Source organism: Nonomuraea polychroma (assembly GCF_004011505.1).
In the GTDB taxonomy this organism is placed as follows: Bacteria; Actinomycetota; Actinomycetes; order Streptosporangiales; family Streptosporangiaceae; genus Nonomuraea; species Nonomuraea polychroma.
Genome location: NZ_SAUN01000001.1, coordinates 2,250,644 through 2,262,982 on the forward strand (window position 1 = coordinate 2,250,644; position 12,339 = coordinate 2,262,982).

12 protein-coding genes are annotated in these 12,339 nt (G+C 71.1%); 4 read left to right on the forward strand and 8 right to left on the reverse strand.

Annotated features, from left to right (window positions below):
- Positions 1-5: 5 nt before the first annotated feature.
- The 6 genes from EDD27_RS09995 to EDD27_RS10020 form a co-directional block, all read right to left on the reverse strand.
- Positions 6-1,031, reverse strand: a complete 1,026-nt coding sequence (locus EDD27_RS09995) for an MlaD family protein (RefSeq protein WP_127932145.1) — start codon at positions 1,029-1,031, stop codon at positions 6-8.
- Entirely contained in the window at positions 1,031-2,065 is a 1,035-nt protein-coding gene (locus EDD27_RS10000) for an MCE family protein (protein ID WP_127932146.1), read from the reverse strand. Before EDD27_RS10000 ends, EDD27_RS09995 begins: the two co-directional genes overlap by 1 nt.
- A gap of 1 nt (position 2,066) precedes the next feature.
- A complete protein-coding gene (locus EDD27_RS10005; RefSeq protein WP_127932147.1) occupies positions 2,067-3,086 on the reverse strand; it encodes an MCE family protein in 1,020 nt (339 codons plus the stop codon).
- Positions 3,087-3,090: 4 nt separating this feature from the next.
- On the reverse strand, positions 3,091-3,945 hold the full coding sequence (locus EDD27_RS10010) for an ABC transporter permease (RefSeq protein ID WP_127932148.1): 855 nt from the start codon (positions 3,943-3,945) through the stop codon (positions 3,091-3,093).
- A complete protein-coding gene (locus EDD27_RS10015) occupies positions 3,945-4,736 on the reverse strand; it encodes an MlaE family ABC transporter permease (protein WP_164903553.1) in 792 nt (263 codons plus the stop codon). The genes EDD27_RS10010 and EDD27_RS10015 overlap by 1 nt, the downstream gene beginning before the upstream one ends.
- Positions 4,737-4,877: 141 nt before the next feature.
- The gene (locus tag EDD27_RS10020) at positions 4,878-6,269 is read right to left on the reverse strand and encodes an aminopeptidase P family protein (protein WP_127932149.1); all 1,392 of its coding nucleotides are present in this window, start codon (positions 6,267-6,269) and stop codon (positions 4,878-4,880) included.
- 123 nt (positions 6,270-6,392) lie between these two features.
- Here EDD27_RS10020 and EDD27_RS10025 point away from each other — a divergent pair, with 123 nt between their 5' ends.
- Genes EDD27_RS10025 through EDD27_RS10040 form a run of 4 tightly spaced genes read left to right on the forward strand, consistent with a single transcriptional unit; the run spans position 6,393 to position 9,947 of the window.
- Positions 6,393-6,821, forward strand: a complete 429-nt coding sequence (locus EDD27_RS10025) for a CBS domain-containing protein (RefSeq protein WP_127932150.1) — start codon at positions 6,393-6,395, stop codon at positions 6,819-6,821.
- Between the two features lie 22 nt (positions 6,822-6,843).
- On the forward strand, positions 6,844-7,446 hold the full coding sequence (locus EDD27_RS10030; protein WP_127932151.1) for a hypothetical protein: 603 nt from the start codon (positions 6,844-6,846) through the stop codon (positions 7,444-7,446).
- Positions 7,447-7,503: 57 nt separating this feature from the next.
- Complete coding sequence (locus tag EDD27_RS10035; protein WP_127932152.1) at positions 7,504-8,277, forward strand: cyclase family protein; 774 nt, start codon at positions 7,504-7,506, stop codon at positions 8,275-8,277.
- Positions 8,274-9,947, forward strand: coding sequence for a thiamine pyrophosphate-binding protein (locus EDD27_RS10040; RefSeq protein WP_127932153.1), 1,674 nt, complete (start codon positions 8,274-8,276; stop codon positions 9,945-9,947). Before EDD27_RS10035 ends, EDD27_RS10040 begins: the two co-directional genes overlap by 4 nt.
- 55 nt (positions 9,948-10,002) lie before the next feature.
- Here EDD27_RS10040 and EDD27_RS10045 read toward each other — a convergent pair whose 3' ends face one another.
- Complete coding sequence (locus EDD27_RS10045; protein WP_164903554.1) at positions 10,003-11,607, reverse strand: phosphodiester glycosidase family protein; 1,605 nt, start codon at positions 11,605-11,607, stop codon at positions 10,003-10,005.
- Between the two features lie 137 nt (positions 11,608-11,744).
- Complete coding sequence (locus EDD27_RS10050) at positions 11,745-12,173, reverse strand: PTS-dependent dihydroxyacetone kinase phosphotransferase subunit DhaM (protein ID WP_241563950.1); 429 nt, start codon at positions 12,171-12,173, stop codon at positions 11,745-11,747.
- Positions 12,174-12,339: the final 166 nt, after the last annotated feature.

Consider the following 12,339-nt stretch of genomic DNA (forward strand, 5'->3'; position numbering starts at 1 on the left):
GGAGATCAACGGTCGTTCCTCCTGTCCTTGGCGATGGCGGAGAGCACCTCCGGGTTGATGGGGCCGAGGCCCGTGGCTATGGCCTCGAGCCACGGGCCCTGACCGCCCATCGTGGACAGGCCGGAGAACGTCGGGCCCGCCCACGCCAGGAGCGAATTGAGCTGCTCGTTGCCCTCGCTGAGCCGGGTGGTGATGGCCGCGTTGTCGTCGAGGACCTGGATGAGCGACCGCTCGTGCTCATTGATCAGCCGGGTGGTGCTCTGCACCAGGTCGCTGCCGTCCCCGAGGAGCACGCGGAGCTCGTTCCGGCGCTTGCGCAGTTGGCTCAGCATGACCTCGATGCCGTCGATGAGCCGGACGAGCTGCTTGTCCTTCTTCTCCAGCACCTCCATGATCGTGGTGCCGTGGTCGAGCAGCCGCTGCAGCTGCGGCTCGCTCTTGCTGATCGTGTCCGACAGGTCGCCGATGTTCTCCATCAGCCGGGTGATCCGGCCGCGCTTGGCGAGGTCGACCTTGCCCAGCTCGGTGAGCAGGTCGTCCACCGCCTCGGTGTCCAGGCGCTCGACCAGGCGGGTCGCGTCCTTGATGGCGTCGTTGATCAGCGTGGGCACGCCGGTGCGGTCCATGGGGATGCGCCGCTGGGGCTCGGGCAGCTGGTCCATGTACGGGGCGGACACGGCGCCGGTGAGCTTGACGTAGCGGCCGCCGAGCAGGTTCGACAGGGCGATGTCGGCGCGGGTGCCGCGCCCGAGCCGCACGTCGTCGTCGACCCGCCAGGTGACGATCACGTGGCCCTGCGCGTAGTCGGGGCGCACTTCGGTGACCTCGCCGACGCGGACCCCGGCGACCCTGACGTCGTTGCCGGTACGCACGCCGCCGGAGTCGGCGAACACGCCCGACATCATGTAGCCGCCCTCGAGCAGGCCGAGGTTCCCGACCAGGAACGTGGCGACCAGGATGACGGCGAGCGTGGCCATCGACACCAGGCCGACGGCGTACTTGTTGCGGTCACGGAAGGATTTGAGCGCCATCACCCACCCACCATGAGCTTCTGCAGGTCCTGGGAGCTCTGCACCCGGGTGTTGCGCAGCGGCGGCGGCGTCTTCATCCCGTACGGGCACGGCGCCGGGCTCAAAGCCAGGCAGGGGACCGCGGTGATGAAGTAGCGGCCGCGGTTGACGGTGGAGTAGCCGCGGGCGAGCGACGGCTGCAGCGTGCCGACCGCTTTGTCGATCTTGCCGACGTTCCGCCGGATGCCGCCGGTCAGCCCGGTCAGGTTGTCGACCAGCGCGCCGAGTTCGTCGGCGTTCTTGCCGAGCACCTCGTTCTGGGTGTGGATCGTGGTGGACAGCTCCACCAGCGAGTCGTCGATCAGCTTGCGGTTGTCGGCGAAGGCGTCCGACAACGTGACGAGGTTGTCGATGAGCTGCTCGATCTGCTTGTCGCGCCGGGCCACCACGCCGGTCACGGTGGCGTAGTCCTCCAGCAGCTGTTCGATGGTCTTCTTGCGTTCGTTGACGGTCGTGGTGATGGCGTTGACGTTGTCGAGCAGCCGCGGGATGTTGTGCTGGTTGCCCTTCAGCGACTTGGCCGCGGCGGTGAGCAACTGGTTGATCTGCTCGGGGTCCAGGCTGCGGGTCAGCGGGCCGAGGTCGCTGACCAGCTCGCCGATGTCCACCACGGACGAGGTGCGGGCGATGCGGCCGCCGGGCGGCAGCCGGTCGGGGGCGGTGCCGGGCAGCAGGTAGACCACGCGCTGGCCGACGGCGTTGCGCCAGCGGATGGCGGCCTCGGTGTCGGCGGGCACCTTGACCGCGTCCTGCACCTCCATGGTCACTTCCGCCCGCCCGTCGACGACCCGGATGCCGGAAACCTGGCCGACGGGCGCTCCGGCGATCTTGACCTGGTCGCCCTCGGCCAGCCCGGACACGTCGTCGAACGTGGCCACGAGCCGGTAGCCGCCGCCGCCGATCCGCTCGATCTGCACGCTGATCAGCACGATCAGCGTCAGGGTCAGCCCGATGAACAGCGTGAACCTGATGAGCAACCATCCCCGGCGGGCCACGTCAGCGCCTCCCGTCGGTGGGGCCGCAGGCGCCGACGATCAGCTCGCAGATGTCGGTCGCGACGAACGCCTCGACCTGAAGCTGGCGGGTGTCGCCGGGGCCCTGCGCCTCGATGAGCTCGTTGAGCAGGTCGACGAGGCGGTTGACCCCGCGGACGCCGTCGCCGGCCAGGCCGAGCTGGGCGTAGAAGAGCGCGGCCACCCGCTCGCCCGAGTGCACCCCGGCGCGCAGGTTCTGGCGGTGCTTGCGCAGGCCGTGCGCCGCCTGGTCCGAGACGGAGGTGACCTCCTCCAGCAGGACACGCACCTTGTCGGCGCGCTTGAGCAGGCCGGGGGTGATGACGTTGACGTCGGACGAGATGGAGACCAGCTCGTCGCCCTTGTCCGACAGCGCGGTGCCGAGCGCGGCGGTGTCGTGCAGGAACTGCCTGGCCCGTCCCCGCTGCCGGTGCGCGACGCCGACGACGGTGCCGGCGTCGCCGATCAGCTCGCGCAGGCGCTTGCCCTTGCCGTCGAGCCCTTTGGCGATGGTGTGCACGATCACGGTGACCTCGCGCGGGTCGACGGCGTCCAGGCCGCGGTAGGCGGCGCCGAGCGTGTCGGACAGGTCCAGCGGCCCCTTGGTGTCGGTGATGACGGCGCCGCCGGCCAGATAGGGGCCGGTGGTCTCGCCCGCGCCGGGCGTGAGCGCGACGAACTTCGGGCCGAACACCGACGACGGCTCGATGGAGGCGACCGCGGTCTGGGGCACCTTGACGCCGGGCTCGATGTGCATGGTCACGACGGCCCTGCCCTTGGCGTCGAGCGACACCGCCGTCACGTCGCCGACGGTGATGCCGCGGATCTTGACGGGCGAGTTGGTGTCCAGGCCCTGCCCGGACCGGGCGAAGACCGCGTCGATACGTGTCCCGCTGATCTGGGTGGTGGTGCGCACGACGTACACCGTGGCCGCCGCGAGCAAGGCGAGCACGGCGAAGGAGATGCCCACCCGGGCGGCGAGGGAGAGTTCGAATCGGGCCACCGGCTCACCCCGTCAGCGGTATGTTGCCGCCGCCGCCCCAGAACAGGTACGACAACAGCAGGTTGAGCAGCACGATCGTGACGATCGACTGGCGGATGGCACGGCCCGCCGCCACGCCCACGCCCACCGGACCGCCGGTGGCGTGGAAGCCGTGGTAGCAGTGGATCACGATGACCGCGAAGGCGAACACGCCCACCTTGGCGACGCTGAAGAGGATGTCGCTGACCGGCAGGTAGAGGTAGAAGTAGTAGTCGTAGACGCCGGGCGCCAGCCCGAACAGCACCGTGCACATCAGCCGCGTGGCGAAGAAGCTGGCGAACAACGCGATCAGGTAGATCGGCATGAGCGCCAGCAGCGCCGCCACGACCCTGGTGCAGATCAGGTAGGTGAAGGCGTTGATGCCCATCACCTCCAGCGCGTCGATCTCCTCCGAGATCCGCATCGCGCCCAGCTCGGCCGTGAACGACGAGCCGACCTGTGCGGCCAGCGCGGTCGCGGCGATGATCGGGGTGATCTCGCGGACGTTGGCGAAGCTGCCGACCAGGCCCATGAAGGACTCCGCGCCGATCGCCTGCAACCCCTGATAGCCCTGGAGGCCGACGGTCGCACCGACGACGAACGCCATGGTGAACACCACGAAGATCATGCCGCCGCCGATTACGGTCGCGCCGACGCCCACGACGACGTCGCTGACCTGCCGTAAGACGACCTTGAAGTACCGCAGGCGGAGCACGACGTCGCGGACGGAGTAGTACAGGACCTTCCACACGAACAGCGGCCAGTCGGCCAGCGTCGCGAACCGCTCGGCGAGATCCCGCCCCCGCAGGGCGAGCCTGAGGCCGGCCGTCCGCGTCACCATCAGAGCGACCTCGGCGGATAGGCGAGGAAGTACACCGCGGAGATCACGTAGTTGAACGTGAACACCAGCATGAACGTCACCACGGTCGACTGGTTGACCGCCCGCCCCACGCCGACCGGGCTGGTCGCGCAGGTCATGCCCTTGTAGCAGGCGACCGCCGCCGCGATGAACCCGAAGATCCACGCCTTGAACAGCGTGACGTACAGGTCCGAGGCGACGACGAGGGACAGCGCGCCGTCGAAGTACGCACCCGGCGTGACACCCTGCACGACCACGTTGAAGAAGTAGCCGCCGCTCGCGCCCGCCAGGATGACCAGCGGGCACAGGCACACCGCGATCGTGCTGGCCGCCCACATGCGCGGCGTGACCAGGCGATGGATCGGGTTGACCGACATGACCTCCATCGCCGACAACTCATCGCGGATGTGCCGGGCGCCGATGTCGGAGGTCATGGCGCTGCCGCCGGCTCCGGCGATCAGCAACGCACTGGCCAGCGGCGCCACCTCGCGAATGAGGCCGACGAAGACCGCGCTGCCGGTGGCCGAGCCCGCGCCGAGCTGCCAGGCCAGCTCACCGACCTGCAACGCCACGGTGGCGCCCAGCGGCAGGGAGACGAGCAGGACGGGCACGCTGGTGACGCGGGCCAGGAACCAGCACTGGTCGACGAACTCCCACCACCAGCTCTTGACGTCCCAGCTGCGGCGCAGACCCTCCAGGGCGATGACGAACAGGTCGCCGACCTGCCCGAGCACCGACCCGGCCTTTCGTCCGACATATCCGGACAAGGCCATGAGCTGACCACCTCCGCCGCCTACGGATCAGTCACCCTACTGACGGGTTGTCCAGTAGTCGACGCGTTTCGCGGAATTTGAGGAAAAGGTATGAGACCCAGCTCACACCTTGTCAGCCCAGCACGAAAGGTGACCGCTTCGTTACGACAAGACACTCATCCAGGACTCGATCTCGTCCGCGCGCCGCGGCAGCCCGGAGGACAGCAGCGCCGAGCCGTCGGCGGTGACGACGAGGTCGTCCTCGATGCGGATGCCCATGCCGCGCAGCTCCTCGGGCAGCGTCAGGTCGTCCGGCTGGAAGTACAGGCCCGGCTCCACGGTGAGCACGTGGCCCTCCTCCAGGACGCCGTCCAGGTAGACCTCCGCCCGCGACTTGGCGCAGTCGTGCACGTCCAGGCCGAGCATGTGGCCGCTGCTGCAGAGCGTGTAGCGCCGGTAGAGCCCGGTCTCCATGAGCTCGTCGGCCGAGCCTTTCAGCAGCCCCCAGTCACGCAGGCCGTCGCAGATCACGCGCATGGCCGCCAGGTGGAAGTCGCGGAAGCGGGCGCCGGGCCGCAGGGTGGCGATGGCCGCCTCCTGCGCCTCGTACACCAGCTCGTACGCCTGCCGCTGCACCGCGCTGAAGCGTCCCGACAGCGGGAACGTGCGGGTCACGTCGGCGGTGTAGAGCGTGTCCGACTCGACGCCCGCGTCCAGCAGGAGCAGGTCCCCGGCGTGCAGCGCGCCGTCGTTGCGGATCCAGTGCAGCACGCACGCATGCGACCCGGAGGCCACGATGCTCTCGTAGCCGACCGCGTTGCCCTCCAGCCGCGCCCGCAGCCCGAACACACCCTCCAGGTACCGCTCGCCGCGTGGATGCCCGACCGCCTGCGGCAGCGCGCGCACGACGTCCTCGAAACCGCGCACGGTGGCGTCCACGGCCGAGCGCAGCTCGCCGACCTCCCACTCGTCCTTGACCAGCCGCATCTCCGACAGGAACGACTCGAACTCGGCGTCGCCCTCACCCCGCGGCGCCCGCGCGTCCACGGAGGCGTCGACGCCGCGCAGCACCCGGGCCGGCTTCTCAAGTTCCAGATCACGGATGTGCCGGCACTCGATCTGGTAGAGCTCGGCGGCCTCCGCCAGGTCGGGGCGGCGTCCGGCCCAGAACTCGCCGTAGCGGCGGTCACGGTAGAACTCCTGGCCCTCCTCGCGCGGCGAGCGCGGCCGCACGTACAGGACGCTCTCCCCGGACGGCTCGATCACCAGCACGTCGTCCGGCTCGCCCGCGCCCGTCAGGTATGCGTACGCGCTGTGCGGCCGGAACCGGTAGTCGCTGTCATTGCTGCGGACCTTGAGCGTGCCCGCCGGGACCACCAGCCGCTCGCCGGGGAACCGGGCGGCCAGCGCGGCGCGGCGCTTGGCCGCCCACGGCGCGATCGGCAGCGCCGCCACATCGACCCGCCGGGTGTCCGCCCAGCCCGTGCGCATGAATGCGGCGAGTTTCTCGGTGATGGGAAGGTCATGGCTTCCGATGTTGAGCGGCTCGGTCATCTAGTCTGTGTCCTTATATCGGATTTAGTACGGCAAGCAGCCTATTGGACGCCTTGACGGCGCACCCACGTCGTTGTTTGCCTGGACCCAGGATTTGGAACACTGAGAGCAGAGGTGGTGCACATGCTCATCGGGACGATCCTTCGCGGCAAGGGCAGCGACGTGACGACCGTGGCACCTGAGGCGTCCGTCCGAGACCTGCTGGCCAAGCTCGCCGAGCACAACATCGGCGCCGTCGTCGTCTCCACCGACGGCGCCACGATCCAGGGGATCGTCTCCGAACGTGACGTCGTACGCCACCTGAACGACCGTGGCGCGGCAGTCCTAGACGAGCCGGTCTCCGCGATCATGACGACGGACGTGCGTACGGTCGGGCCGGGCGACAACGTCGACGCGCTCCGGCGCATCATGACCACGCAGCGGTTCCGGCACATGCCCGTGGTCCAGAACGGCCGGCTGGTCGGCATCGTCAGCATCGGAGACGTGGTGAAGAGCGCCATCGAAGAGCTGGAGACGGAGAAGGCGTCGCTCGTCGACTATCTCCACCGTTGACAGGGGTGGCACGCTTAGGTCCGTGATGTACGGGCCTCCTGAATACCCGCCTCCCTACCCGCGGGCGACGAGCAGTCCGACGATCATCCTGCTCGTGTCCGGGCTGGCCGCGCTGCTGGGCTTCCTCCTGGGGGTCTTCGTGGGGTTCGGCGCGGGCACGGTTCCGGCCGGTCCCGTGCCCACGATCACCGTGACGGAGGACCCCGAGCCGCCCGCCGACCAGCCGACCGCCGGGCCTACCGAGAGCGCGCCCCAGCAGGGCGTGCCGAGCCAGCCTGGCACCACGGAGACCGGCGCCCCACAGCCGGGAGCGACACAGCCCGGAGCGACACAGCCGGGCGCCACCCAGAACGCGCCACCCGGCGGGGCGACCACCGCTTCGGCCATCAACCCCGCCTCCCTGCGCACGCTCATCGTCGGCAGGGACATCCAGCCGGGCACATATCGCACGGCCGGGCCCACCACGGGTTTCTCCATGTGCTTCTGGGCCCGGATGAAGAGCACCTCCGCCAGCCTGGCCGACGTCATCACCTCCGGCATGCCGAAAGGCCCTGCCACCGTGACCATCGAGCCCACCGACAAGGCGTTCCAGACCGGCGGATGCGCGGAGTGGATCCGCGCATGATGACAGTGTTTGCACTGGTTGATCGCGGGATGCGCTCAGCCCACCAAGGAGGATGACATGTCGGTGTTGCAGAGCTTCGTGGACCACGTGCGCAGCGGCGCGATCGAGGTGGTAGACCTCACCGCCCCTCTCTCCTCCGAGACGCCGATCCTCCAGTTGCCCGAGCCGTTCGGCAACACGATCCCGTTCCGGCTGGAGGAGATCAGCCGGTACGACGACCGCGGCCCCGCCTGGTACTGGAACGACATCCACACCGGCGAGCACACCGGCACCCACTTCGACGCCCCCATCCACTGGGTCACCGCCCGCGACGGCCAGGACGTCTCCCAGGTGCCCGCGCGCAACCTCATCGCACCCGCCGTCGTCCTCGACTTCTCCGCCGAGGCGTCCAAGGACCCCGACTTCCTCCTCCAGATCGACCACGTCAAGGAGTGGGAACGCGCCAACGGGCCGCTGCCCGAGGGCGGCTGGCTGCTCTACCGGACCGGCTGGGACGCTCGCGCCTCCGACCAGGCCGCCTTCCTGAACGCCAACGAGACCGGCCCGCACACACCCGGCGTCTCCGTCGAATGCGCGTCCTGGCTGGCGTCCGACACGCCGATCATCGGGCTGGGCGTCGAGACCGTCGGCACCGACGCCGGCACCGCCCACTCCTTCGACCCCGCCTTCCCCTGCCACTCGTTCCTGCTCGGCGCCGGGAAATACGGCCTGACCCAGCTCCGCAACCTCGACCGCCTGCCGGTGACCGGCGCCGTCGTGGTCGCGCCGCCGCTGCCCATCGTGGGCGGCTCGGGGAGCCCGGTGCGCGTGCTCGCCCTGGTGGAACGTTGATCGTCGCCGAGGCCGTGGGGCGGGCCCTGGCCGCCTGCGGCGCCGAGACGGTCTTCGGCGTGGTCGGCAGCGGCAACTTCCACGTCACGAACGCCCTCGTCGCCGCCGGCGCACGGTTCGTCGCGGCGCGGCACGAGGGCGGGGCCGCGACGATGGCCGACGCGTACGCGCGGATGAGCGGGCGGGCCGGGATCGTGTCCGTGCACCAGGGGCCCGGACTCACGAACGCCCTGACCGGCATCGCCGAGGCCGCCAAGAGCCGCACCCCGCTGATCGTCCTCGCCGGCGAGGCCACCGACCGCCGCTCCAACTTCTCCGTCGACCAGGACGCCCTGGCCGCGGCGGTGGGGGCGGTGCCGATGCGGGTGGCGCCGGCGGAGGGGGCCTGGGAGCAGGCGGTGGAGGCGTACCGGGTGGCCGTGGAAGGGCGGCGCACCGTCCTGCTCAACCTGCCGCTCGACGTCCAGGCCATGCCCTGTGACCCGCCCGCCGGCCCTACCGCTGCGGGTGGCGGCGAGTCCGGCGTCTCGCCTGCTCGTGGAGCGGCGGTGGAGGAGCTCGCACGGCTGCTGAGCAGGTCCCGGCGGCCGGTGTTCATCGCCGGGCGCGGTGCCCGGCGCGCGCGCCGCGAGCTGGAGGCCCTGGCTGACCGGGCAGGCGCCCTGCTGGCCACCTCGGCCGTGGCCAAAGGGCTGTTCCGCGGCAGCCCATGGGACCTGGACGTGAGCGGCGGCTTCGCGACCCCGCTCGCCGCCGAGCTGATCCGCGGCGCGGACCTGGTCGTCGGGTGGGGCTGCGCGCTCAACATGTGGACCACCCGCCACGGCTCGCTCATCCCGCAGGACGGGAAGGTGGCGCAGGTCGACCTCGACCGGTCAGCGCTCGGCGCACATGTGCCCGTGGATCTGGGCGTGACGGGCGACGTGGCAGCCGTCGCAACCGCCCTGGCTGCGCAGCTCACCACCGGGGGCGTCGCGCCGGACACCACAGGGGCCGGACCGGCCGGCGCCGCGGGTTACCGGTCGCCCGAGCTCGCCCGCCGCATCCAGGCCGAGGGCCGCTGGCGGGACGTGCCGTACGCGGACGAGAGCGGCGGCGGCCGGATCGACCCGAGGACGCTCACCATCGGCCTGGACGACCTGCTGCCGATCGAGCGCATCCTCTCCATCGATTCCGGAAATTTCATGGGATACCCGTCGATGTTTCTCGACATCCCGGACGAACGCGGCTTCTGCTTCACGCAGGCGTTCCAGTCGATCGGGCTGGGCCTGGCGACGGCGATCGGCGCCGCCCTGGCCCAGCCGGACCGGCTGCCCGTGGCCGCGCTCGGCGACGGCGGCGCCCTCATGGGCGCCGCCGAGCTGGAGACGGTCGTCCGCCTGGGCCTGCCGATGGTGATCGTGATCTACGACGACGAGGCGTACGGGGCCGAAGTGCACCACTTCGGCCCGCACGGTCACCCACTGGACACGGTCACGTTCCCGCCCGCCGATCTCGCCGCCATCGCCCGAGGTCACGGCTTCGCCGCCGTGACCGTCACGACGCCGGCCGACCTGGCCGGCGTGGCGGACTGGCTCAAGGGCGGCCGGGACCGCCCGCTGCTGGTCCACGCCAAGGTCACGAGGAACCGCGGCTCCTGGTGGCTGGAGGAGGCGTTCAAGGGCCACTGACCACGAGGGCGCCGAAGCCCTCTCACGGCCATCAAGCCGACGGGCCGAAGCCGGCTCAGGGGAGGACGACGATGGCATCCCCGTCCGGCCGCTCGCCGGTGGCATCGCTCGGCACGCCCTGCAGCGCGCCGCCGACGACCATGGCCGTCGATCCGCCGCCGTCGAGATTGATCGCCTCGACGGCCCCGAGGCCACGCATGACCTGCGCCACCTCGGGAATGCTCAGCCCCACGCTGTGCGCGGGACGGCGGCCGTCGACGGTGAGCAGGATGATCTTTCCGTCGCGGGTGACGCCCGCGGCCGTACGCGGGTTCCGCCGCAGGTACCAGCCGTTGTAGAAGGCTCCACGGTCGGCGCCGTCGATGTCCTGCGGGCTCCATCCGTCACGAACCGGGTCGAGAGCCACCGCACCGTGGCGCAGCAGCAGCGGCCCGCCGTTGACGATCGAGGTCTGCGGCCGGACCGGCTGCGACGCACCGCCCTCCGCGTCGACGATGGAACGCCGTAGCGTCAGATGCTCGCCACGGCGGGCATGATCGCGCAGCCACTGGGCGCCCGTGCCGGTGGCCTGGAGAACGGTGCCCCGCGCCGGCATCACGCCGCCCCGCCCGTCCTGCACGGCCACGACGACGCCCCGCCCGTCGAGCGTCACCTGATGGCCCTCGCCCTTCGGCAGCTCCGGTCCGAAGACCGGCGTGAACGCGATCACCTCGTTGTCGTTGCCGCAGGTGTAGTCGTGCGCCGGCAACGCCATCGGGTAGGCCGCCCCGACGCCGCCGCAGTTGACGATCAGACCGGGCTTCCGGTTGAGTCCCGTGACCTCGCGGTGGTCGCCGTTCGCCGCCCGTACCGACAGGCGCGTCGTGAGCCGTCGCACGGCGGTCCCGGCTCCGGAATCGGACGGGATGACGAGCGCCGGGCGGCCGTTGACGGCTTCGGAGACGAGGTCGCCGCGGACCACGGAGATGCCGGCGAGGTCGCCGTCGGTGCCGGCGAGCCCGGGTCCCGGCTTGCCGCCGTCGCCACTGGAGATGACGAAGAAGCCGCCGTTGACCGCGGCCAGCGCGCCGGTGCGCTGGGCGATCGAACTGGTGGTCTCCCGCCCCGGCACGATCTGCGTGGCCAGCTCGGAGCCGAGCCGTCCGCGGAAGCGACGCGGATCGACGACGAGGACGTCGGCCGACCAGGGGCCGGTCGTCGCATGACCGTCCTCACCGGTGAACTGGACGCTGCCACGGACGCCCTTGGCCGCGAGATCGTTCGCGGCCGCCTGCGCCGCCTGCTGATCGGCGTGCCTGCCGACCCGGACCATCCAGCCGAGCGGCCGGTCGCCAGGACCGAGCGGCGAGGGGCCGGCGGTGGGGTCCCGCCGCGGCTCGTGCCCGGCCGCGCGGATCCGCTGCTCCAGCTCGCCCGCCTCCGCCTCGGTGGTGGCCACGCCGATCGTGACCGTCCAGAAGTCGTCGGAGGAGCTCTGGCCGCGCTCGATCGCGACGTGGGTGACGCCGGGGGCGACCTCGCGGCTGGTACGTCGCTCCGCCAGCGACGCCGGCCCGAGCGGGAGCTCGTCAGCCGACGAGAGCGGTGCGGAGGCGGCCGGAACCGGCGCGGCCACCACGACCTGTCCGGCGACGAGGCAGGCCATGGCCAGCCCGCTCATCAATCCATAGCGTGCGGCTCTACGGCGCATCGCGGTCCTTTCTGGGGCGAAGGGGGTCGGGCCGAAACGCTAAGCCCGGCAGATGGCGAATCGGTGATGAACGGTTGGCCGAATCCGGAAGGGTGCGCTGCGCGCCTCTAGAGCTTGCGGTAGGTACGCGACTCCTCGGCGGCGGCCAGCACGTCGGCCAGCGAAGCGCCGGTGCCCGCCGTCACCGCCGCCGCGATCGCGCCCTCCACGAACGGCACGTCCGCCACCACCACCCGCCCCGGCTCCTCCACCAGGCGGGCGGTCAGCACCGAACTGCCCAGATCGGGCACCAGGACCACCCCGTCACCCTGATCGACCGCCCGCACCGCGGCCTCGATGAGATCGAGGCTTGTGCCCAGCCTGCCGTCCTCCGTCCCGCCGGCCGCCGCCACCGGCGCTTCCCTGCCGGCGATCCCCAGGACCAGCGCCACCGCCTCCGTCGCCAGCCCCGCACTGTGGGACACCAGCACGAGTCCCACCATCACCCGGCCCCCGCCGGCCCGCGCTTCTTTGCCCCCAGGGCCCTCTGACGCCATGGGCGGGACGGGACAGTCGTTGCGGGCCGCCGCCCGGGAGCCGTCACGCCACCTCCCCGGCCGACGTCAGGCCGGTCCCGGCGAGCAGGCCGCCGCCGCCGACCGGTGGGCAGATGGGGGTCCGGAGGGCCGAGGGCCGAGGGACTGGCCGGAAGCCGGACGAGCG

What these genes read in the sequence shown, in the direction of transcription:
- EDD27_RS10045 (WP_164903554.1), bottom strand. Translation starts at nt 11,607, where the DNA reads ATGAGCGGGCTGGCCATGGCCTGCCTCGTCGCCGGACAGGTCGTGGTG.
- EDD27_RS10020 (WP_127932149.1), bottom strand. Translation starts at nt 6,269, where the DNA reads ATGACCGAGCCGCTCAACATCGGAAGCCATGACCTTCCCATCACCGAG.
- EDD27_RS10050 (WP_241563950.1), bottom strand. Translation starts at nt 12,173, where the DNA reads ATGGCGTCAGAGGGCCCTGGGGGCAAAGAAGCGCGGGCCGGCGGGGGC.
- EDD27_RS09995 (WP_127932145.1), bottom strand. Translation starts at nt 1,031, where the DNA reads ATGGCGCTCAAATCCTTCCGTGACCGCAACAAGTACGCCGTCGGCCTG.
- EDD27_RS10015 (WP_164903553.1), bottom strand. Translation starts at nt 4,736, where the DNA reads ATGGCCTTGTCCGGATATGTCGGACGAAAGGCCGGGTCGGTGCTCGGG.
- EDD27_RS10035 (WP_127932152.1), top strand. Translation starts at nt 7,504, where the DNA reads ATGTCGGTGTTGCAGAGCTTCGTGGACCACGTGCGCAGCGGCGCGATC.
- EDD27_RS10025 (WP_127932150.1), top strand. Translation starts at nt 6,393, where the DNA reads ATGCTCATCGGGACGATCCTTCGCGGCAAGGGCAGCGACGTGACGACC.
- EDD27_RS10010 (WP_127932148.1), bottom strand. Translation starts at nt 3,945, where the DNA reads ATGGTGACGCGGACGGCCGGCCTCAGGCTCGCCCTGCGGGGGCGGGAT.